This is a genomic window from Streptomyces sp. NPDC001634 (assembly GCF_040298185.1).
Taxonomy (GTDB): Bacteria; Actinomycetota; Actinomycetes; order Streptomycetales; family Streptomycetaceae; genus Streptomyces.
Map to the genome: position 1 here is coordinate 6,096 of NZ_JBEOZU010000111.1, position 20,655 is coordinate 26,750.

The 20,655-nt window shown below is 68.4% G+C and carries 20 protein-coding genes; 11 read left to right on the forward strand and 9 right to left on the reverse strand.

The window, feature by feature from the left end; translation table 11 throughout:
* Window positions 1-213: 213 nt before the first annotated feature.
* The 6 genes from ABT186_RS42015 (at window position 214) to ABT186_RS42040 (ending at window position 6,127) form a co-directional block, all read left to right on the forward strand.
* Entirely contained in the window at window positions 214-483 is a 270-nt protein-coding gene (locus ABT186_RS42015) for a hypothetical protein (protein ID WP_351234172.1), read from the forward strand.
* Complete coding sequence (locus ABT186_RS42020; protein WP_351234170.1) at window positions 476-1,114, forward strand: DUF6879 family protein; 639 nt, start codon at window positions 476-478, stop codon at window positions 1,112-1,114. Before ABT186_RS42015 ends, ABT186_RS42020 begins: the two co-directional genes overlap by 8 nt.
* A gap of 581 nt (window positions 1,115-1,695) precedes the next feature.
* On the forward strand, window positions 1,696-3,615 hold the full coding sequence (locus ABT186_RS42025; RefSeq protein ID WP_502973494.1) for a tetratricopeptide repeat protein: 1,920 nt from the start codon (window positions 1,696-1,698) through the stop codon (window positions 3,613-3,615).
* Between the two features lie 115 nt (window positions 3,616-3,730).
* Window positions 3,731-4,231 carry a hypothetical protein gene (locus ABT186_RS42030; RefSeq protein ID WP_351929603.1) on the forward strand — a complete coding sequence of 167 codons (501 nt, stop codon included), beginning with the start codon at window positions 3,731-3,733 and terminating at the stop codon, window positions 4,229-4,231.
* Between the two features lie 135 nt (window positions 4,232-4,366).
* Complete coding sequence (locus tag ABT186_RS42035) at window positions 4,367-5,134, forward strand: hypothetical protein (RefSeq protein ID WP_351929605.1); 768 nt, start codon at window positions 4,367-4,369, stop codon at window positions 5,132-5,134.
* 27 nt (window positions 5,135-5,161) lie between these two features.
* Window positions 5,162-6,127 (forward strand): hypothetical protein, encoded by a 966-nt coding sequence (locus tag ABT186_RS42040; protein ID WP_351929607.1) that lies wholly within the window; start codon window positions 5,162-5,164, stop codon window positions 6,125-6,127.
* 51 nt (window positions 6,128-6,178) lie between these two features.
* Here ABT186_RS42040 and ABT186_RS42045 read toward each other — a convergent pair whose 3' ends face one another.
* Both ABT186_RS42045 and ABT186_RS42050 read right to left on the reverse strand, forming a co-directional pair.
* On the reverse strand, window positions 6,179-6,721 hold the full coding sequence (locus tag ABT186_RS42045; RefSeq protein ID WP_351234161.1) for an MOSC domain-containing protein: 543 nt from the start codon (window positions 6,719-6,721) through the stop codon (window positions 6,179-6,181).
* A 67-nt stretch (window positions 6,722-6,788) separates the two neighbouring features.
* Window positions 6,789-7,343 carry a hypothetical protein gene (locus tag ABT186_RS42050; protein ID WP_351929609.1) on the reverse strand — a complete coding sequence of 185 codons (555 nt, stop codon included), beginning with the start codon at window positions 7,341-7,343 and terminating at the stop codon, window positions 6,789-6,791.
* A 410-nt stretch (window positions 7,344-7,753) separates the two neighbouring features.
* Between ABT186_RS42050 and ABT186_RS42055 the strand changes: the two genes are divergently transcribed.
* From ABT186_RS42055 to ABT186_RS42065, 3 genes are all read left to right on the forward strand, one after another.
* Window positions 7,754-10,129 carry an N-acetylmuramoyl-L-alanine amidase gene (locus ABT186_RS42055; protein WP_351929611.1) on the forward strand — a complete coding sequence of 792 codons (2,376 nt, stop codon included), beginning with the start codon at window positions 7,754-7,756 and terminating at the stop codon, window positions 10,127-10,129.
* A 417-nt stretch (window positions 10,130-10,546) separates the two neighbouring features.
* A complete protein-coding gene (gene aspS / locus ABT186_RS42060; RefSeq protein ID WP_351929613.1) occupies window positions 10,547-11,863 on the forward strand; it encodes an aspartate--tRNA(Asn) ligase in 1,317 nt (438 codons plus the stop codon).
* A gap of 130 nt (window positions 11,864-11,993) precedes the next feature.
* Complete coding sequence (locus ABT186_RS42065) at window positions 11,994-12,371, forward strand: VOC family protein (protein ID WP_351929615.1); 378 nt, start codon at window positions 11,994-11,996, stop codon at window positions 12,369-12,371.
* Between the two features lie 31 nt (window positions 12,372-12,402).
* On the opposite strand, the gene ABT186_RS42070 is transcribed toward ABT186_RS42065, so the two are convergent.
* Together ABT186_RS42070 and ABT186_RS42075 are read right to left on the reverse strand one after the other, a co-directional pair.
* Window positions 12,403-12,822, reverse strand: a complete 420-nt coding sequence (locus ABT186_RS42070) for a roadblock/LC7 domain-containing protein (protein ID WP_351234151.1) — start codon at window positions 12,820-12,822, stop codon at window positions 12,403-12,405.
* On the reverse strand, window positions 12,819-14,825 hold the full coding sequence (locus tag ABT186_RS42075) for a sensor histidine kinase (RefSeq protein ID WP_351929617.1): 2,007 nt from the start codon (window positions 14,823-14,825) through the stop codon (window positions 12,819-12,821). Before ABT186_RS42075 ends, ABT186_RS42070 begins: the two co-directional genes overlap by 4 nt.
* A 413-nt stretch (window positions 14,826-15,238) precedes the next feature.
* Between ABT186_RS42075 and ABT186_RS42080 the strand changes: the two genes are divergently transcribed.
* Window positions 15,239-15,697: a hypothetical protein gene (locus ABT186_RS42080; protein ID WP_351929619.1), complete on the forward strand. Its 459-nt coding sequence runs from the start codon at window positions 15,239-15,241 to the stop codon at window positions 15,695-15,697.
* 66 nt (window positions 15,698-15,763) lie between these two features.
* Here the strand turns inward: ABT186_RS42080 and haaN are convergent, their stop codons facing one another.
* On the reverse strand, window positions 15,764-16,252 hold the full coding sequence (haaN, locus tag ABT186_RS42085; protein WP_351237065.1) for a cyclophane-containing RiPP N-acetyltransferase HaaN: 489 nt from the start codon (window positions 16,250-16,252) through the stop codon (window positions 15,764-15,766).
* Window positions 16,253-16,396: 144 nt separating this feature from the next.
* Window positions 16,397-17,002, reverse strand: coding sequence for a DUF5753 domain-containing protein (locus ABT186_RS42090; protein WP_351237067.1), 606 nt, complete (start codon window positions 17,000-17,002; stop codon window positions 16,397-16,399).
* Between the two features lie 133 nt (window positions 17,003-17,135).
* Here ABT186_RS42090 and ABT186_RS42095 point away from each other — a divergent pair, with 133 nt between their 5' ends.
* Window positions 17,136-17,993 carry a hypothetical protein gene (locus tag ABT186_RS42095; protein WP_351237069.1) on the forward strand — a complete coding sequence of 286 codons (858 nt, stop codon included), beginning with the start codon at window positions 17,136-17,138 and terminating at the stop codon, window positions 17,991-17,993.
* Here ABT186_RS42095 and ABT186_RS42100 read toward each other — a convergent pair.
* The 3 genes from ABT186_RS42100 to ABT186_RS42110 form a co-directional block, all read right to left on the reverse strand.
* Window positions 17,981-18,838 carry an aldo/keto reductase gene (locus ABT186_RS42100; RefSeq protein WP_351929621.1) on the reverse strand — a complete coding sequence of 286 codons (858 nt, stop codon included), beginning with the start codon at window positions 18,836-18,838 and terminating at the stop codon, window positions 17,981-17,983. The two genes, ABT186_RS42095 and ABT186_RS42100, sit on opposite strands and share 13 nt — an antisense overlap.
* Entirely contained in the window at window positions 18,772-19,968 is a 1,197-nt protein-coding gene (locus ABT186_RS42105) for a JmjC domain-containing protein (protein ID WP_351237073.1), read from the reverse strand. The genes ABT186_RS42100 and ABT186_RS42105 overlap by 67 nt, the downstream gene beginning before the upstream one ends.
* Window positions 19,969-20,054: 86 nt before the next feature.
* Window positions 20,055-20,222 carry a hypothetical protein gene (locus tag ABT186_RS42110; RefSeq protein ID WP_351237074.1) on the reverse strand — a complete coding sequence of 56 codons (168 nt, stop codon included), beginning with the start codon at window positions 20,220-20,222 and terminating at the stop codon, window positions 20,055-20,057.
* Between the last annotated feature and the right edge of the window lie 433 nt (window positions 20,223-20,655).

Sequence of the window (20,655 nt, forward strand, 5' to 3'; positions counted from 1 at the left end):
CCCTCCCCGGTCGCCCGCCCCCCGATGTCCTCGCCGGTCGCCCGCACCCGGGGGGGGGGGCCCGGCCGCGGCCCCCCCCGCCTCCGGGATCCACCCATGAGGGGCCGACGGCCGGATCCAGCCTGCGCCGTCCCCATGCCCGGTTGTTCTGTGTATCGATACGGATACAATCTGTAGTGATCGAAAGTGCAACCAAGTCGAGTGGAGGCGGAGATGACCCGCGCCTGGGAGGCCGACCCGTCCGCGTTATTCAAACGACGGCTGGGGAAGTCGGCCAAAGAGCTGGGTAATTCGGACAACCGCGATGAATGCCCGGACATTTGGCAGCTCGACAACGGTGATATCGCCGTCATCGGCAGGGATCTCACGGCCGCCTACCGCTCCCGCCTCCCGGACGGAGTGGCCCTCGCCCCGGACGAACGCCTGGTGGTCATCCCCGGAGTCATGCTCAGCTCGGCGAAGGCAGACATCCCCGATGCTTGACCTACTCCCCCCGATTCTCGTACCCGAACGGGGCGAACGGCTCCCCCGCGACGCCTACCGGCGGGACTTCCGCGTGCGTGACGCGGTGCTTCGTCATGCCGACTCCTGGAAGCTGGAGCGCCGGCAGCACTTCGAGGAGCAGGGCAGCCCCAGCCGGGACGCGCTGCGCCGAGGAGAGTGGGAGAAGGCTCTGCGGCTCCTCGGGGAGCGGCGCGACGCGCTGCGTGCCGCCGCCCAGGAGGACGAACGCAAGGAGCACCGCTTCCACCGCGTGCGGGTGATCGAGAAGCCGCTGACACCGTATGTGCACTGGGAGCTCTACTCGCATCGCCAGCGCGCCGAATACGGAGAACGGATCCGTGTCGTCACCGCCGAACAAGTGGCTTCGGCGGAGCGCGAGTGCCCGCTGCCGGAAATCGTCGTCCTCGGCCGAAGCACCCTCTTCCAGGTCCTCTACCAGATCCTCTACACCGAGACGGGAGCCGCAGCCGGCGCGGTCCGCTACACCGGCCACGATCTGGTCAGCGGCTGGGCGAACTACATCAGAACGCTCTACGAGGCGGGGGAAGACGTAAGGACCTACTTCGAGCGCGAGGTGGCCCACCTCCCACCGCCCCAGCCGCCGCTCTAGTCGGCCCCGGCCTCCCCGGCGCCGCAGCGGTCGAAGCAGCCGTACAGCACACCAGGACGGAGTAAGCGATCACTGAGTCCAGCTCTGACGACAAGCGCCCCGGCAGCACGCACTCTGAACTGTCGGGGTCGTCCTCCCATGACGTCGTACAGGCCAGGGACATCGCCGGAGGCATCCACTTTCACACATTGCACGAAGGGGAGAGGCCGAACCGCGGCAGCGGCTCCGCACACCCCACGCCCCGGCAACTGCCCGCCAACGTACGCGACTTCGTCAACCGCACCGACGAGCTCGACCAGCTGAACGCGGTATTGGCCTCAGAGGGCGACGAACCGCTCGTCGTGTCGGTGTACGTGATCGCCGGCACCGCCGGGGCCGGCAAGACCTCGCTCGCGCTGCGCTGGGCCCACCAGGTCCGCGACCGCTTTCCGGACGGTCAGCTCTACGTCAATCTGCGCGGTTACGACCCCGGGCAGCCGGTCACCGCCCGGGAGGCCCTGCACCGCTTTCTGACCTCACTGGGGGTGGGCGCACAGTCCGTACCGCAGGACCTCGACGCCGCTGCGGCGCTCTACCGTTCCCTGCTGGCCGACCGCAGGGTCCTGGTCGTCCTCGACAACGCGGCCACCGTGGGACAGGTCCGCCCGTTGTTGCCCGGAAGCGCGAGCAGCCTGGTCGTCGTCACCAGTCGCAGCCGGTTGTCCGGCCTCGCCGTCCGGGACGGGGCACGGCGCATCACCCTGGGAACGCTGCCCGAGCGCGAGGCCATCGCCCTGCTGCGGGCGGTGACCGCCGGGTACCGGCCCGAGGACGACGAACAGCAACTCGCCGAACTGGCCCAGCTGTGCGCGCGGCTGCCGCTGGCCCTGCGCATCGCCGCCGAACGGGCGGCCAGCCACCCCCATATGCGGCTGGACGATCTGACGGCCGATCTACGGGACGAATCCGCCCTGTGGGACGCCCTGAGCACCGGCGACGACGAAGAGGCCGAAGCCGTCCGCACCGTCTTCGCCTGGTCCTACCGCGCCCTGCCCGACCAGGCCGCCCGGCTCTTCCGGCTGCTCGGCCTGCATCCCGGCCCCGAGTTCGGCCTGGAGGCCGCCGCGGCCCTCACCGGAGCGACCACGAGCCGGGCCCGCCAGCTGCTGGACTCCCTGGTCGGCGCCCACCTGCTGGAGCAGACCGCCCCGGACCGCTACCAGTTCCACGATCTGCTGCGCGCCTACTCCATCGACCAGGCACAGCACGAGGAGCCACCGGAGGAACGGAGGGCCGCGCTGCGCCGCGTCCTGGAGTGGTATCTCGTCACCGCTGACGCCGCCCAGAGCTGGATCAGCCCGGCCGAGGACCGACTGGACCTCGCCCCGCCGCCCGACGGCGTACGCCCCCTGTCCTTCGCCGACTACGACGCCGCTGTGGACTGGGCCGAGCGCGAACACACCAACCTTCTGCAGGCGGTCCGCACAGCGGCCGCCGCCGCCGGGGACGACCGGCTCGCCTGGCAGCTGTGCGCCGTACTGTTCCATGCACAGTTCCCCTCCGCGGCGGGCGCCGACTGGCTCGGCGTGGGCCGTATCGGCCTGGAAGCGGCAGGCCGGTCAGGTGATCGCGCCGCCGAGGGCCTGCTGTTCACGGACCTGGGGATGGCCTACGCACGCGTCAACCGCCTCGCGGAGAGCCTCGCATGCCACCGGAGCGCACTGGAGATCTGGGTCGAACTGGGTGACCGCCTCAACGAGGCCCACTCGCTCAACCTGATCGGGCTGCACCACCTCCACCGCAGGAGTCTCGGCGCCGCCGCCCACTGCTTCGATCAGGCCATCGCCGTCTTCGAGGAAGAGGGCTCGGCCCAGTGGGCCGCCACCGCGCTGTCCAACCTCGCCACCGCCTACTACCGAGCAGGCGGCCTTCCCCAAGCCGCGGCGGCCATCGAGCGGGCCCTGGCGGCACACCGCGCCCTGAACGACAAGCGGGGCGAGGGCAACATCCTCCACATCCTGAGCTGCCTCCAGCGCGAACAGGGCGATATCGCCGGGTCCCTGACGTCCGCTCAGACCGCAGTCGACATCGCCCTGGGCCTCCGCAACCTCCGCCTGGAGGCCTACTGGCTGCTCACCCTTGGCGACGCCCAGCAGGCAGCAGGCCGTCCGGGCGACGCGCTGAGCTCCTACCAGCGCTCCGCCACGCTCCAACAACGCCTCGGAGACCGCAACAAACAGGCTCTCGCCTGGCACCGTACGGGGGAGGCGTACCGTCGACTCGACCGCCACACCGAGGCAGCCGACTTCCACCGTCAGGCCGCCGCCACCCACCGTGACCTCGGCGACGCCTGGCACGAGGCCCTGTCCCTCGACGGCCTGGGCACGGCCCTGCTCGACGAGGACCCCGAGGCGGCGCGTCGGTACTGGACCAAGGCGCTGAGCCTCCTCGTCGACTACGACGATCCACGAGCGGCCGCGACCCGCACCAGCCTCGAACACCGACTGGCGGAAGCAGGCTGAGCCGGCCGTCCAACTCGCCGGTCCGGTGATTGCTCCGGGCACCACCGATCGCCACCATGAACCCGTGGTCGGGGTCCCGGGCTGGGTGTGGCGAGGAGGACCGGTCCGGAGGTCGGTGAGCGTCGGTCTGCCGGTCGGCATCTTCTTCGGCTCCCTGGTGCTGGTCGAGTCGGGATCGTGGGCGGCCGCGGCCGTCGTGCTCCTCGTCCTGACCCCCTTCTACGGAATCAGGACGGCCCGCCGGATGAGCAGAGCCTGGCCCGGAGCCAAGGACCTGACCCCGGCCGACCGGGCAGCGGTGGTGCGCGCCACCCGCCGCGGCGAAGGCATCGACGACGCCCGGCTGGCGCCCGCGGTCATCGACTACAGCACCGGCCTGCGCAGAGCCGCGGAACGAGACCGTCTGATCCCGTGGGTGATCCTGCTCGTCACGGTCCTCGCTGTGGCTCTGGCGCTGTACGACACCTTCAGGGGATCAACCGGGGAGGCGTGGGCGTCGTGGCTGCTGGTCGCGCTCTGTCTGGCGGAGCTGACGTGGTGGCCCAGGAAGCAGGCGCGCATCATGGCCGGCGCGCAACGGGCGGAAAGGCCGGCCCGTCACGCCTTGCACGGGTAAACCGGGTGACTCCAGGCATCAGTTGTTCCAGGATGAGAGTGCGTCAGATGCTCCATGCCACGCGGAACTCTGCGGTCAAGGGCCGCTTCCGTGTGCGCTTGTGGCGACTGGTCATCACAACACGGGGGTGTTGAAGTGTCATCCAGTCATGTCCGCAGTACCGGAACGGCCGTCGCGCTGGCCACGGTCTCCGCGATCGCGTTGGCCACCCCGGCGCAAGCCGGCGCCGCACAGCCTTCGGCCCCGACGACCAGGACGGTCGGCTACTTCTCCGACAAGCCACTGCCCACGGGCAAGTCCACCGCGGTGTCCGGCCTTCCGGCCTCCGCCCGGGCCCAGTTGGCGGGACGCGGCGGCGCGTCACCGCAGACGGACACGCCCAGGGGATACAAGCTCCGCAAGGGCAGGCTCGTCACCGACTACATCTACAAGTCGGCCGATGTGTGGGCCATCGAGGCACGCTGTGACTCCGACGGCTGCCATCCCGTCCAGCAGATCAAGCTCGCCCTCAAGGAGTACGCACGGGGACGTACGTCGAGAAAGTGGGAGCTGACCTTCTACGGCAGCCACTGGTCCGGTCCGTCGCACTTCAGCATGGAGTACTACTACCAGTGCGGCGTCAATATCAGCGGAGCCACGGACAAGACCTGTTCAAGCTGGCGGCGCGACGGAGCTCAGGGCTCCTCGTCCGGCGTTGCCGTCAACGAGCAGCAGATCGTCCGTGACTTCGGCAACACGAACGTGGTCACCAAGTTTCCGATGATCAACCTGATGGTCGAGTTCAACGACGGTTCGTGGGCCATCGGTGACGACGGGAAACGAGGTGAGAAGTTCCGCGGATGGGACGTCTGCGTCACCAGGACGACCACGAAGATGTGCCACAGTACTGGCGACGGCGGTTGACCTGAACCGAAAGGCAGCGGTGCACCGATGGTGAGCTGGACAGAGCTGCTGGAATCGCTCGACCGCACTCCCAAACCGGCGGTGGTCGGCCTCCATACCTCGGTCCAGCCGCGCCGCGACGACGGACGGGGCTGGCCGCCGGCCAGCCCCGTGCGGATGACCGTCCGTTTCGCCTACCGGCCTTCCGGTGACTGGTTCTTCGACTACGGCCACGGAGATGTCTCGTTCACTTCTGCCGACACCTCTCCCGAGCCGGAAGCGGGCTCCGGACCCGGCGCGGAGGGCTATCCCGCCGGGCTTGCCTTCGGCCCGGAGTTTCCATGGGATCTCGATCCTTCACCGGAGCGGCTCATCACCTGTGTCCACAGCCCCGCTCTGGCCGAGGCGACGGCGGTGAACAGCCCCGAGGCGGTCCGCCACGACGGCCGGGACGCCTGGGCGGTCGTCCTGCGCACCCCTTCTCTCCACCATCCGTTGCGGGTGACCGTCGATACGACGGCCGGCATCCTGCTGGCGGCCGAGGTGGAGGCCGTGGGCTACCGGGAGGAGCTGACCGGGCTGGAGTTCCCGGCCGAACTGCCGAACAGTTTGTTCGAGTGGAACGAGGCCCTGGCGGCAGCGGAGAAGAGCCAGCAGGAGAGGTTCGAGCAGGCCGCCGCCCACTACCGCGAGCTGCCGCGGCTCCTCCCGGCCTACTGGCCCGGCGGTCTCGACGACGCAGAGCCCTCGCTCATCGACGCCGACCTCACCACGGGGCTGCTCGCCCTCGACCTCGGCTGCAATCCTGAACAAGGCGACGGCCCGAGCATGGCCATGCTCATCCGCCAGCCGCCGAACACTCCGCTGTACCAGCCGGGCTGGGTCTCGGATCCCGAGACGTACGTCCACCACTGGCAGGACGCCGACTGGCAGTGGACCCTTGCGCTGCAAGGACGACCGCTGACCCGCGAAGAACTGGAACGCGTCATCGCCTCCCTGCCCCGGCACAACTGAGATCCGGGACGGAGGCGTCCTTGGAGCCGTCCAAGGACGCCGAGCCGGAGCTCAGACCCAGTCCAGCGACCGATGCGGCTCGTCCGGAAGCTCCACCTTGATCGTGTCGCCGGACCGCACCACGCCGCCCTCCTTCACGATGCTCATGATCCCGGCCTTGCGCACGACGTTGCCGTCGTCGTCCCGCCCGACGACCTGCTTCAGCAGCCCGCTCCGGAAGTTGTCGATCTGCAGACAGGGATTGCGCAGCCCGGTCACCTCGACGACGGCTTCGCCACCGATGCGCAGCAAGGCACCCACGGGCAGACCGAGCAGATCAATGCCGCGGGTGGTGATGTTCTCCCCGAGCTGCCCGGGCGCCACCTGGAACCCCGCTGCACCGACCTCGTCGAAGAGTTCTTCATGCATGAGGTGAACCTGACGCAGGTTGGGCTGTGTGGGGTCCTTCGCGACGCGCGAGCGGTGCTTGACCGTCACACCTGCGTGAACGTCCCCCTCGACACCCAGCCCGGCGAGCAAGGTGATGCTCTCGCGGTTCGGCTTGGTGAACGAGTACACGTCGTTACTACTGACCGCCGTCACAATCCCGCTCATGTACGAACCCCCTCTTCGTCAGCGCTGATCAACTATGACCCTAACCCGCAGGTCACGGTGTTGGCCCTCACCGTTGGTACAGCTGCCACATGGCGAGTTCGCCGTCATGCGCGCGCAGGCGTTCGACCGCCTCTTCGAGGGTGCGCCGCTCGGTGAGTTCATAGAAGAGGAACAACGGGGCGAACACACTCGCGTAGCCGAACGGCGCCTCACGCGGGGCGATATAGACCCGGGCGCCGGCATCGAGGAAGGCATCGGCCAGCGCGGGATCCCCGGTGTCGCAGCCGGTGGCGACGACGACACTGCCCGGCAAACGGAAGTACTGGCGTATCCGGTCGGGGCCCAGGGCGCCGTTGAACGGCTGGAATCGGGCCAGTTCCTCGGCAAGCTCCGGAATGAGGATGCGCCCTTCGTCCCCGTGACAGCACACGATCACATACGGCGCGATCGGCCGGTTCCCGTCCAGCGCCGCCACCAGGTGGCGAGGCTGGCCGATACGCAGGTAGTTCACCCGGACACCGAACACTTCGAGCGCATCCCGCAACGGGCGCGCGGACCCGTCCTCGATGTCGATCAGATCGACCTCGGTCCAGGCCAGACGACCGGCCTGCACGTCACGCACTCTCGATGGACGCTGAGTCGCCAGCCACCGGGCCTCTTCATCGAGAGTCACTCTCCCAAGATGCCATGGCCACGTCGCGTGCGGCCCCCAACCAGTCATGAAAGGGTCGGCCGTCCACCCACCCCGAACCGCAGCCCCCGCAGACACGGCCTTCTGTCAAATGCAGGCTGAACTGGACAACTGACCGCCCTGCCCCGGAACCAGACCTGTGACGTTTGAGCACTCTGCTGCGCTGGATGCTTCGGGGCACTCGTCTGACAGCTGTGCCCAAGCTGCAGTACCCGTAACAGGGGGATGACTCAGGGTGGGACATGAGAACTGAACACAGGGGCCGGCGCGCGCGTCGAACTGGGCTGAAAACGCGCACGTGGGTGGCGCTGGGGGCGGTCGTAGCAGGAGGCGGCGTAGCCGTGGCGGCCGTCGCGATGGCCGGGCCGGGTGGCGACGCCGGAGCGTCGGCCGCGCCGGCACCGATCAAGACGCATGTGCACTCTCTGCCCCTGACCGGGGCCGGCGCATCACTCAAGACGCTCGGGGCCAGGTCCACGGATCCGTTCAGCATGGTGGGCGTCACCTGGAACCGTGCGCACTCCCAGCTGCGCGGCACGGTGGAGGTACGGACCCGTTCCGCCGTCAGCGGCCAGTGGACACAGTGGCTGAAGATGGGGCAGCCGGACGACATTCCCGACCCTGCCGAGCTGAACCACCGCGGGGTGCGCGGCGGGATGTCGCCCATGTGGGCGGGGCCGTCGAACGGAATCGAGGTCCGCGCGACCGGAGCACGCAAGGTGACCGCGCTGCCCGCCGGGCTGCGGGTCGACCTGATCGATCCGGGCAAGGCCACCACCAGTGGGAAAAAGGGCTCCGGCATGGGCCTGGCGGGCTACGCCATGGACGTGACGCCCACCGACACCACGGCCGTCACTGACACCCCCACGGCGACCGACAGCGTTGTCCCGACCGACACCGCGACAGCCACCGGAAGCACCGGCGCTTCGGACACCCCGACCGCGACGGACTCCACATCGCCCACGGACACCGCGACGGCCACGGACTCCGGCTCGCCGTCCACCGGGACCTCCGCCTCCACCTCGCCGAGCGCGTCCACGAGTCCCTGGCCCAGCCAGCTTCCGACGCTGTCCGAGGCGTACCCGTCCTGCCCGACCTCCTCGGCCAGCCCCTCCGCGTCGGCGTCGCAGACCCCGCCGGACCCGATGCCGGCCGCGACCACCTCGACGGTGGAACCGCCGACGGTGGTCACCAGGGCCGGCTGGGGCGCGGACGAGTGCGCACGGGACACCGGCTACCCGTTGTACGGATCGTCGGTGAAGGTGATGTTCGTCCACCACACGGACACCACGAACAACTACTCCTGCTCGGACTCACCGGCGATCGTGCGCAGCCTTTACGCCGCGCATCTCAGCCAGGGCTGGCGCGACCTCGGCTACAACTTCCTGGTCGACAAGTGCGGCACCATCTTCGAGGGCCGCTTCGGCGGGATGGCGCTGCCGATCGTGGGCGCCCAGACGTACGGATTCAACACCAACAGCATGGGCGTGGCCGCCATCGGTACCTACACCGACCTCAGTGGCGGCGACTCCACGGCCAGCACCTTCACCGGAGCCGCGCCGAGCACCGCCATGATGGGCTCGATCGCCCGGATCGCGGCCTGGAAGTTCGGCATGACCGGGGTGGACCCGGGCACCGGCACCGCATCGCTGACCGAGGGGGCCTCCAACAGCTCCGGCTTCACCCTCGGCACGAGCTACGACTTCAACGTGATCTCCGGACACCGCAACGGCTTCGCCACCGACTGCCCCGGCAACCAGCTCTACAACGCCCTGGCCACGGTGCGCTCCTACGCGGCCGGTCCGGTCGGCAGTGTCTCCGTCACCGGCATGTCCGGCGGCGCAGCCAAGTCCGGGACGACGTACTACACCAAGGGCTCGGCCACGGTGAGCTGGACGACCGCAACGCCGTCGGCTGTGATCTCCGGGTTCGACGTCCTGGTCGACGGAAAGGCCGTGGCGCACGCCTCCGGCTCCGCCCGCTCCGCCTCGATCTCGGTCGCCGCCGGCAGCCACACCGTCCAGGTGCGCGCCACCCACGTCCGCGGGTCGACCACGCTGTCCAGCGGGGTCACCCTGGTCGGCGACACCACCGCGCCCACCTTCCCGACCGCTCCCGGCGTGCAGGTGCGCACCGGCACGGTGAACTCCACGGCGGTCCCGGTCACGGTGACCTGGAAGGCCGCCGACAACGCGGCGCTGTCCAAGGTCGTGGCGACCTCGCCGTCCTCGGCCACCTTCGGCCCGACCGTGACCTCCTGGGCGACCACCGCCAAGCCCGGCACCTCGGACCTGTTCGCCCTGAAGGCGTATGACGTGGCCGGCAACACCGCAGGCTCCTCCGTCTACCGGACGCCGAACATCATCCAGGAGACCTCCACCACCCGGACCGGCAGCTGGACCCACAAGTACAGCACCAGCTACCTGGGCGGCTACGCCTACAGTTCCTCGTCCGCCGGGGCCTCGATCAGCTGGACCTTCACCGGACGCTCGGTCGCCTGGATCGTCTCGCGGGCCTCCACCTCCGGTCAGGCATACATCTACGTCGACGGCACCAAGGTCACAACGGTGGACCTGAAGTCCTCCACCACGCAGTACCGGCAGGCGATCTGGACCAAGACCTGGTCCAGCTCTGCCAAGCACACCTTGAAGATCGTGGTCGTCGGCACCTCGGGCCGGCCCACCGTCACCACCGACGGCATCGCAACCATCGGCTGACCTGACCAGCCACCACGGCGGTCCGGCTCGCAGCACCACCGTGCGGGCCGGACCGGGCGGGCGGGCGAGAGCGTCCGTACCACGTCCGTGCCCCGGCCGTCATTACTTGATTGCGTACGCAACTGCCGAGTCCGTATTCTCCCGGGTAACGCGTTGACGGAGACGAGTAGCCAGGGATCACGCGAGCCGAGAGAGCCGCCGGGAGCTGGGAAGGCGGCCTCGCGCCCCAAGGCGAAGACCCTCCCGAGCGCGGGGAGGAACGACCGCCGCCCGGCGGTCCCATGCCCCGCCGGCCGGCCCCCGTCACCGGGCCCCATGAGGCCGCCACGCTGTGGCGGTGAAAGTGCGGTGGAACCGCGAGTCGCCCTTCTCGCCCGCACTCCCAAGGGATCATGAAGATGTCCTCCGGAGGACCCAGTGATCCACAACCGCGTACCCCTCTCCGACCTTCGAGAACACATCGGCCGTACCGTCACCGTCTGCGGGTGGGTGAACGCGCTTCGCCTGCAGAGCATGTTGCAGTTCGTCATCGTGCGGGACAACACCGGCATGGTGCAGGTCACCCACAGGCGTGACGGCGGGCCGCTGGAGGCCCGGCTCCAAGCCCTCACCCCCGAGTCCGCGGTGAGGATCACCGGCCGCGTCATCGACGCGCCCCAGGTGAAACTGGGCGGCCTGGAGATCATCCCTGAGACGGCCGAGACCCTGAACCTGGCCGCCACGCCGCTGCCGATCGACAAGCAAACCGGCTCGGAACAGCGCCTGAACTGGCGCTTCCTGGACGTGCGCCTCCACCCTGCCGCCCAGCTGATGTTCGCCGTGCAGACCACCCTGGAACAGGGGATGCGCGAGTACGCGTACGCGCAGGGCGCCACGGAGATGCACACCCCCAAGCTCATGGGCACGGCTTCGGAGTCAGGGGCCGAGGTCTTCGAACTCGGCTACTTCGACCGCAGCGCCTACCTGGCCCAGTCACCCCAGTTCTACAAGCAGATGGCGATCGCGGCCGGAATCGACAAGGTCTTCGAGATCGGCCCGGTCTTCCGCGCCGAACCGTCCCTCACGTCCCGGCACGCCACCGAGTTCACGGGTATCGACGTGGAACTGGCCTGGATCGACGGCGTAGAGGACGTCATGACCTTCGAGGAGCAGATGCTGGCCCAAGCGATTGCCAAGGTCGCAGACACTCACGGCGAGGCAATCACCGAACACTTCGGCGTCGAGGTCAAGGTCCCCACGCCCCCCTTCCCCCGCCTGACCATGTCCGAGGCGCACGAGATCCTGCACAAGTCCGGCCGGCACAGGGAGGTTGTGGGCGCCAAGGGGGACCTGGACCCGGAGGGCGAGCGAAGCATTTCGGCCTTCGTGAAGGAGACCACCGGCCACGACTTCGCGTTCATCACGCACTACCCGGTCACCGTCCGCCCCTTCTACCACATGCGCCCGGCGAACGACGCGCACGTGACTCTGAGCTTCGACCTGCTGTGGAACGGCCTGGAGATCACCACGGGCGCACAGCGTGAACACCGCCACGACGTACTGCTTCGGCAAGCCACCGAGAAGGGCCTGAGCCCCGAGCCGATGCAGGACTACTTGAACACGTTCCGGTACGGCTGCCCTCCGCACGGAGGCTTCGGCATGGGCCTCGGCCGAGTGCTGATGGCGCTGCTGGGCCTGGACTCGATCCGCGAGGCGACGTTCTTGTTCCGCGGCCCGAACCGACTCACTCCGTGATGTGCGGCGTGCGGGCCAGGACCGGCCCGCACCCCTCGGTGGCGGATTCCATACGGCAATCCCAGCCGCACTCGTCAATGGTGCCGACCGTCCCTGGACGCCGGAGAACATACGTGGTCGGCTTACCGCCATGGCTTCCATGATCCGTCACATCACCATCGACTCCGCCGATCCCTACGCTCTGGCGACCTTTTGGGCCCAGGCCCTGGACGGTTCACTTGGCGAGGACGACTTCCCCGGAGACCCGGAAGCCGTGGTGACGACCACAACAGCCACGTTGCTCTTTGTCAGGGTCGACGATCCCAAGGCGGTGAAGAACCGAGTGCACTTGGACCTCCAGCCCCAGGACCACACCCGGGACCAGGAAGTCGAGCGCCTGCTCTCCCTGGGCGCCACACTCCAGGGCGACCACCGCAGGCCGGACGGCACGGGCTGGGTGACGCTGCATGACCCCGAGGGAAACGAGTTCTGTGTGGAGCGGAGTGCGGCGGAACGGGCGAAGAGCTGACTGCGTGCGCGGGCTGACGAGCGCGCCGCAACTATCGCGCGGCCACGGGCGCGGAGTGGAGTTCGCGTACCAGCTGCGGGGTGAGCAGTTCGCCTGCGCGGTCGGCGAGGACGGCCATTTCGTGGCCGACCAGGCCGACGTCGCATCCCTCGGCGGCCAGGACACCGAGGCAGCTCCCGTCGCGGATGCGACCGACCATGAGGAAGCCCCCGAGCATCTCGATCATGACGAGTTTCATGCCGCGGAAGCCGTGTGCCGTCGCCGCGTTCTGGGCGAGGCTGGTGATGCCGGAGACGACGGCGGCGAGGTGGTCGGCGCGATCTCGGCCGAGGCTGTCCGAGGCGGCCATGAGCAGGCCGTCGGAGGAGACGGCGACGGCGTCGGTGACGCCGTCGGCGGTGCGTACGAACTCCGAGATGAGCCAGCCGAAACTCTGGACGGCGGTGGTCACGATGACGCTCCTTGAGTGGTGCGGGCTTCGGCACGAGCGACACCTGCTCTGAACCCGTTGAGCAGGGAGGAGACAGCGGGCCGGGCGGGCAGGGGTGAGGCGGAGGGGTCCTCCGCGGGGGCGAGCAGACGCCCGGGGAGGGCGAGGAGTGCGGACAGGCCGCCGCCGGCGGTGTCGAAGAGGTGGACTTGGGTGCCTTCACCGAGGCGGTGCGCGAGCCGGCCGACGACGAGGTGGCCGAGGAACCGGGTGGGCGCGCCGAGGAGGGCCTCCTCCCCGGAGCCCGAGAAGCGGCCGTGGGCGCGTTCCTTGTCGGCTTCGGACATGCCGACGCCGTGGTCGACGACAGCGAAGCAGTACGTGTCGTCCTCGGAGTCGTACCAGCCGTGCACCTCGACCGGTTCGGTCGGTGGCGAGAAGGTCAGCCCGTTCTCGATGAGTTCGGCAAGGAGGTGGGCGACATCGGCGACGGCGTGCCCGCGCACCCGCACCGGCTCCACGGCCGCGATCAGCACCCGCCGGTACTGCTCCACCTCGGCGACGGCGGCCTGGACGACCTCCAGGCCGCCGGCCGGTGCCGCCGTGGGCCGCGGCGGATTCTGCCCGGCCAGGACCAGCAGGCTTTCGGCGTTGCGCCGCATACGGGTGGCGAGGTGGTCGAGCTCGAAGAGCTCGGCGAGGGCGTCCGGGTCGAGTTCCTGCCGTTCCAGGCGGGTGATGAGCCCGAGCTGACGACGCACGAGGTTCTGGTTGCGGCGGCCGAGATTGGCGAGCGATTCGGTGGTGTTGCGGCGCAGACCGGCCTGCTGGGCGGCCAGGTGGAGGGCGGTCTTCTCCACCTGGTGCAGGGAAGCCGCGACCTCGGCGATCTCGGCCGTGCCGCCCAGCTGCCGCGCATCGGGGTTGTCCGGGCCGTCCGCCGCCAGCAGGACTTCCACATCCTCCTGTGGGGACTGCTGGATACGGGCGACGGTCGCGGGCAGCCGGTGCCTCGCCACGTCGTGGGCGGCCTCGGCAAGCGCGCCGAGCGGGCGAGTGAGGGAGCGGGAGGCGAAGGCGGCGAGGGCCGCGACGAGGGCGGCCACGAGCGTTCCCGCGACGAGGTAGGCGGTGAGGCCCGTCTCGGCGTCGTGGCTGAGCCGGTCGGCCCGGTCCCGCACATCGTCACCGACCGACTGCTGGACGGCGTACAGATCGTCGACGAGTACGGTCATCGCGTTCCACCAGGTGCCGGCGTCGGCATGCAGTGCGGAGCCTTCGGCGGCGCCGTCCGCCTGATTCTCGTAGGCGGTGGCACGTTTGGCGTCCTCGGTTCCGAAGGCATGCTCCAAGGCCGCGCGCTGGGTTGCGGTGGCGACCTGCCGGAAACGGGCCAGGGCTGCGACGCGCGTGGCGCGCACCTCGGTGAAGGTGAGGTACTCGCGGCCGTGGAAGGCGCCCTCGGCGAACACCCCGTTGAGGAGTCCGCGTTCGAGGGCGACGGATTCCTTGGCCGCAGCCAGCTCTCTCAACGCAGCGAGCCCGTCGCTGAGTTGGTGGTCGGCGCGCGTCGCGGTCTCTGCCACCGGATCGACGGCGTTGAGGGCGTCGACGGCGGTGGTGTAGAAGGTGAGGGTCGCAGATCTGTCGGCGGTTCCCCTGTCGGCAGCGGCGCGGATACCGGTGAGGCGCCCCAAGTGCCGCCGGATGACTCCCTCGACCGCGCTGTCACGGCTTCGCATTCCGCGCAGCGCCGTGTCCACGCGCCTGCGCGTGGCGTCCAGCGTCGGGCGGAACGCCTTCTCACCACCCAACAGCCCGTTGGTCAGGCCGCGTTCGCGCTGCAGCTGGTGCACCAGGGCCTGGACCCGCAGGCTGAGGCCGACCTCGGCACGAGTCGTCCGGGCGTCGCCGAGGGCCTCGGCACGGCCGTCCACGGCGAGACCGGCCACCGCCAGCAGCAGACAGATCGGAACCGTGATGACCACCGCCACACGGCCCCTGATACTGCGCCAGCCAGGCATCGGCCGACGGTCGGGAGCGGCTCGGCCACGGTGGCGGCGCCCCGAACTGCCCTTGTCCAAGCTGACCTTGCGGACTTCGCCGATTGCGCCCAGCCTGCCGAGCAGCGCCCGTAACGGCTTCCACACCCTCATACGTCACGAAGCTAGTCCGACCGCGGTGCCGGGCGGTTTCCGAGCCGTTAGACCGCGTGGGAAGTTGGGTTGCGCCGACCTCACAGCGCGGGCGGGGGGACTGTGACCGAGGACGACGGGGCCGGTGGTCCTTGTCGGCGGCGCGAGCCTGTCAGGTACCGGGATCCGCGGTGACCGTGACATGCCGCTGTGCCGGCGCGAGATCAGGTCTCGCCGTACGGCTGACCTCATGATCGGCCATGCTGGGTGTGACGCTCTGGCGCACCGTATGAGGAGGAGATGTGGCTGAGCTGGTCAGCCGTCGGGAGTACCCGGTGCATGTCGATCACGGCGGTTTTGCGCTGCAGGATTGGGCTGACGGGCGGGTGCCGGTGCGGTTTCCCGAGGGATTCCAGCATGGTGTGTTTCTCGCTGCGCACCCTGGGCGTCTGGACTTCACGAGTGCAGGCCACACCCACACCGCTTCTCTCGACGTTGAGGTGTGGGACGCAGAGCCTCCCGTTCCCTCTGGAATATGGGAAGAGAGCGCCACGGCCAGCATCTTGTGCTCGTCAGGGACGCTTCAGGCGACGTCGATGACCGCCGGCCCGATGCTGGATGAGATTCCGCTGTCGGATGGCCCGGGAACCTGGTCCGTACGAGCGGTGTGTGCGGGACGGGAAGCACTTGCCGAGTTGGCCGAGGAGGGAGCGGCGGAGGGGGTGGAGCGTTACGTTGCCCAGTTCTGGCCTGGGGCGTAACAGGCCGACGGGCCCGGATCGCAACCGTGTGGTCCGGGCCCGCCGAGTGAGTGTTGCCTGACCCGGTCAGGGGATGATCTTGACGAGGAATCCGTCGTTCACCCGGTAGACGATCTTCCCGTCGGACTCCGCGAAGCCAAGCGCCTTGTAGAAGGCCCGGGCGCCCGGGTTGTCGCTGTCCGCCATCCACTCGACGCGGGTGCAGCCGGGGCGGGCGGAGGTCAGGGCGCGCAGTTCGTTCATGAGCTGGGTACCGACACCTTGCCGACGGAGGGTGTCGCGAACGTACAGCTCTTTGAGGAAGAGCGAATGGGAGGAGCCCGCCGCCGGCCAGAGGAAGGAGTAGGCGGCGAGGCCGACGAGGTCACCGCTCTCGTCCTCGACCACGAGGGCGGATGCCAGGGGTGGTGAACCGAAAAGAGCTTCTTCGACCTGTGAGCGACGCTCCTCGAAGGGCTGGATCTCGGTCGACCCGTAGAACCGCTCAATTTCCTCGATCAGTTCGGCCAGGGCCACCGTGTCCCGCTTGTCGGCGGCGCGGATCGTCACACCCATCGTCATCTCCCGTCGTTCCTCGTTGATTTCAGTCGACAGCTCCAACGTGTGATCTCTCGTCTCGGTATGGCGCGGCTGCGGCCAGGGGCCTCGGGCGCCTCAAGGCCAACGACCAGCCCGGCGCCGCTTGAACAGACCGGGCTGTCAGCCGTTACTCCAGAACCCCAGGGCTTTGGCAACGAGGCCCTTGGCGGCGTCTCCATATTCGGCGGCGTTGCTCAGCGCGCTGAATGCCTTGTCGTGAAGAAGGAGTTCATCCCGATCGGTGATGTCCACGCCGGTGGAGACGAGTTCGTAGTGGACTCGACCGTCGCCAAAAGTGTTGAAGCCGGGCATCGGGACAATGCCCACCTCGGCGGTGGCGGGGAGGATGCCCAGGGCGAGTGAGGAGAGGTCGATGTCGCGCAGTAGCCGTTCCATCTGCCCGCGCATCACCTCCGGCCCACCGATGTTCGTGTACAGGGCTTGTTCGCCGAGGATCACGTCATAATGGTGCTTACCGTCGTAGAGGACCTGCTGGCGGTCCATACGCTTGGCCACTCCCGCCGACACGTCGTCCGGAATACCGAGGAAGTCAACGACTTGGCGGAGAATCACGGTCGCGTACGCCTCGGTCTGGAGCGTGCCCCAGATCATGGTGGGGACGTACGCCTTGCCTTGCTGGGTCTGCTGATACCAGCCGATCACCTCATCCTGGATGGCTTCGGTGCCGGTGGACAGCCGCTGTTGCCAGGGGACTACATTCGTCATGCCGTCTCTCTCCCTTACCTGCCAGGCTGAATCAAAGGTCGGGCAACTGGGCCTCGGCGACGCTGCGGCCGGTGCCGTCCCTCCGTTGGATGAGATGCGGGCGACCGCCGAACTCGCTGCTACGGTCGCCCCTATGACGCTCTCCGTATCCACGGCTCGTGCCGTCGATTTGCGCGTAGAACCGGTTGTCAACCTTCTCGATCGCGTAGAGCGTTCGTTTCAGACCCGCCTGAATCCGGACACAGTGGTGCGTAAGCGCCGCTCGATCGGAGCACGCACCGCCCGGGATACCTGGGTCCGCATCGAGAGGCGAGGACTCGACAAGATCGGGCTCCAGGGGTGGAACGGCACCGAGTGCGCGGCGAGGCTGGAGGGCATCGCTCAGCCTCCATGGCTGGGGTGTGTGGTCTGGCGGGACGCTGATGAACGTGTGATGTGGCGGGCCGACGAGACCGAGCTCTTGCCCGGAAGACCTGTCGGAACCGCTGTGCTCAGTGAGGACCCGAAGCTGCCGGATGAGTGGTGGGAGGGGTTCAACGCTTCAATGGACGGCCTGGCGACTCAGGACACGTGGAGGGTTGCCACGCCGGACACCATCACGATCACGCAGGCCCTCGTTACGGAGTCCATCTGCAGTGCCTTCCCGGGCGACTTCGATACGACCGTTGAGCGGTGGCTGCCGGCCCACGCGGATCTGAACTGGGCCAACATGACCGCGCCGACGTTCAGTCTCTTCGATTGGGAGGACTGGGGGAACGCGCCGCGGGGACTCGACTTCGCCTCGCTGTGGGGGAGCTCCCTCGCCGTCCCAGCGCTGGCTGATCGCGTGCTGCAAGAGCGGCGATCCGACTTCGAGAGCCGGGACGGCAAGCTGATGACGCTGTTCGTGTGCTCGAAGATCCTCGGACCCGATGCGCACCCGGAGGACCCCAGGCTGGAGCCCGCACGCCGCATGGCTGAGCAGGTGATCGCCGAGCTTCAGACAGGTTGAATACGCAACCGGTCCCGCAGAAGGGACCGGTACTCGTGAACCGCCCGTTCGTCGACCTCGCCGGCCAGGGCGTCCGTCAACTCGCCCAAGTGGGTGGGTTCATCGGTCCCCACGGCGACTGCGCTGACGTGCGGGAGGTGATAGGCAGCTCGGAAGGCTGCCTGTGCGCGGGAGAATCCACTACGGCTTCGGAGGAAGACTCGGGGGTCGACCCTCTCCCATACCGGGGCGCGAGTGCTGCCTCCGAAGGGGCTCATCCCCCACACCGCGCTGTCGCTCAGGCTCCACGCCTTGGCGAGGCCGTCCGTGGCGTCGAGTGTTCTTGTCCCGACGAGAAGGCCGGCGCGGACCATGAGGACGGACGGCCTCGGCGCAGTCGTGTCGATCAGGCTCGATAGCGGCGACGGCTCCCAGGATGCGACGCCCCAGGCGCCGCACAGCCCCTGCGCTGCGGCAGCGTCGAGGGCGGCGCATGCCTGGGCCAGTACGTCTCGGTTCTGTGGTGGGGCCCCTTGGAGTGAGTGTTCCGGGTTATGCAGAAACACCAGGTCCGGCTCCCGCCCGAGGTCCCGAATCGCCTGTTCAACGGCTGCTTGCAGCCGGACAGGGTTCAGAGAGTGTTCCGCACTGTCCGGCCCTGGGAAGTAGCCCACCTTGGTGGAGAGCGAGAACTTGGGCAGGAGGTCCCTCGCTGCCTGCGCCAGGACCTGATGCGAGCGGAAGCCGAGGTAGTTGGTGCTGGTGTCGAGGGCGGTGACACCGAGGTCGAGCGCGACGGTCAGGAGACGGCGTTCGTGACGAGACCGGTGTAGCCCGAGAACAATTCGGGGGTCAGTGCCGCGCATAGCTCCTCCTTCACCAGGATCTCGGCGACCTCCGCCACTTCGACACCGACGACTGCAGCTGCTTTGTCCAGCTGGACCGGCCTGCCGCTCAGAAGCAGCCGCAACGCAGGCAGCGCCTTGGCCGCGAAGGTGAGCTTCTTCCCCGAGGCCACGATGTCGACGGTTGCGCCCCTGTCCTGGATCAGGGGAGGGAAGTGGGTGGTGCACACCACGGCTTCGAGCGGCCCGAGGATGTCGAGGTACGGCACGTGCCGGGGAAGCGCCGTCTCCTGCTCGTGCGCGGCCAGGAAGTCGACTGGAGGGTGCTCGCTGACCAGTCGGACAGCGGCTTCGCCCAAGGCCTTGCTGCCGGTTCCACGCAGGCGGTCCAGGTCGTACCGGAAGATCTCGTACTCACGGCACCAGTCGGCCAGCCACGCGAGCCAGCTCGCTCCCGTGCGCTTCGTGATCCCGAACGTCACGTGAAGGCTCTTGCCCGAGCCGCTGCCTGTCCGGGTCGCCTGGTGCCAGTGACCTCGCGGGATATGCATGACATCACCGGTCTTCATGACACCGGACCAGATGATTTCGTCGCTCGGGGTCTCGTTGGGGTCGGAGTCCCGGTACATGGGGACCTTGCGAGAGGTACCTCGCACCTCCCACTCCTTGTTGCCCGCGAGCTGGACGATCAGGACATCGTGATCGTCCCAGTGAAGGGGGAAGCCTGCGGCGTCGTTCGTCGTCAGGTAGGCGTTGACCTGAACACGCTCATGGGACCACCACTGCAAGGCCCTGCACGTGACTTCCATCCTCGGGTCAAGGACGTTGACCTGATCGAGGATGAGCGTCGCGCCTTCTTGCAGGAGCCGGCCAAGGCTTCGCATGTTGACCATGGGAATGCTCTGGCCGCGGGGGCTGACGCTGTCGGTGTAGTAGATGGCCGGGTGGACTTCCTTGGCCGCCTGGAAGCACCGGAACTGAGGGCGGTTCAGGCTCCTGCGCATCGCGATGTCGAGCAGGCGGTTCGGGGTGAGGATGCGGGAAACGAGTGCGGGGTCGCCCATGCTTCCACGCGCGAAGTTCTTGCCCAGCTCCTCCGCTCCGCTCCATCCGAGCGCCCTCTCCATGGCGCTGATCAATTGGTGTTCCATCGCTGCCTCCTCATGAGTCCGATCACGTGATGCGGACGCAGTGGGGGCCCAGCACGGTGGACCGCGCGGACCCCCGTCGGCCTTTACTACTCGATGTCGCTCAGGTTGCCGTCACCACCCGGCCACGGCGCATCGCCGGAACTCCCGGAGTTGTCCGACCGGAGGCTGTCGTACCGGTCGTGGACGGCGGTCAGCTCCTCCACCGCCACGAGAAGGCCGCTCTGGGCCGGAGACGGTGTCGTGCTCTCTGCCATCTCGTGCTCCTTTCTCTTCGGTACTTCCGCCGGGGCCCGGCGGAAGCATGGAACCGCCCCCACGACCGTGGGAGATGTGGGATGACGTGGGGGCGGGGTCAGCGGATGCCGCGGTGAGCCGCAGCCCTGCAGTGGTGGCCCGGGCCGGGGAGCCTTGCTGCCTGGTTGGCGGGCAGGACGTTCGCGTCCTTGCGCATGTTGGCGCCCACCACTCGTTGGTCCAGTTGAGCCGCCGACCTTGATGAACCATCCTGAGACGGGCGATCTGCGCTTGCTTTGACGCTGATGCTCAGTCAACGCCGCAGCGTGCAAGTCAGGAACGTTTCTAGTAGGACTCCGTTAGGTCTGTCTTGATCTTGCCGTCGTGTGTGTCTTGCTGGGCAGGGGTTGATGGCAGGTGGTGCAGATGCCGGTCCAGCACCTCAGGACGTCC

What these genes read in the sequence shown, in the direction of transcription:
- ABT186_RS42015 (WP_351234172.1), top strand. Translation starts at nt 214, where the DNA reads ATGACCCGCGCCTGGGAGGCCGACCCGTCCGCGTTATTCAAACGACGG.
- ABT186_RS42020 (WP_351234170.1), top strand. Translation starts at nt 476, where the DNA reads ATGCTTGACCTACTCCCCCCGATTCTCGTACCCGAACGGGGCGAACGG.
- ABT186_RS42040 (WP_351929607.1), top strand. Translation starts at nt 5,162, where the DNA reads ATGGTGAGCTGGACAGAGCTGCTGGAATCGCTCGACCGCACTCCCAAA.
- ABT186_RS42045 (WP_351234161.1), bottom strand. Translation starts at nt 6,721, where the DNA reads ATGAGCGGGATTGTGACGGCGGTCAGTAGTAACGACGTGTACTCGTTC.
- ABT186_RS42065 (WP_351929615.1), top strand. Translation starts at nt 11,994, where the DNA reads ATGGCTTCCATGATCCGTCACATCACCATCGACTCCGCCGATCCCTAC.
- ABT186_RS42075 (WP_351929617.1), bottom strand. Translation starts at nt 14,825, where the DNA reads ATGCCTGGCTGGCGCAGTATCAGGGGCCGTGTGGCGGTGGTCATCACG.
- haaN (WP_351237065.1), bottom strand. Translation starts at nt 16,252, where the DNA reads ATGGGTGTGACGATCCGCGCCGCCGACAAGCGGGACACGGTGGCCCTG.
- ABT186_RS42090 (WP_351237067.1), bottom strand. Translation starts at nt 17,002, where the DNA reads ATGACGAATGTAGTCCCCTGGCAACAGCGGCTGTCCACCGGCACCGAA.
- ABT186_RS42095 (WP_351237069.1), top strand. Translation starts at nt 17,136, where the DNA reads ATGACGCTCTCCGTATCCACGGCTCGTGCCGTCGATTTGCGCGTAGAA.
- ABT186_RS42100 (WP_351929621.1), bottom strand. Translation starts at nt 18,838, where the DNA reads ATGCGCGGCACTGACCCCCGAATTGTTCTCGGGCTACACCGGTCTCGT.
- ABT186_RS42105 (WP_351237073.1), bottom strand. Translation starts at nt 19,968, where the DNA reads ATGGAACACCAATTGATCAGCGCCATGGAGAGGGCGCTCGGATGGAGC.
- ABT186_RS42110 (WP_351237074.1), bottom strand. Translation starts at nt 20,222, where the DNA reads ATGGCAGAGAGCACGACACCGTCTCCGGCCCAGAGCGGCCTTCTCGTG.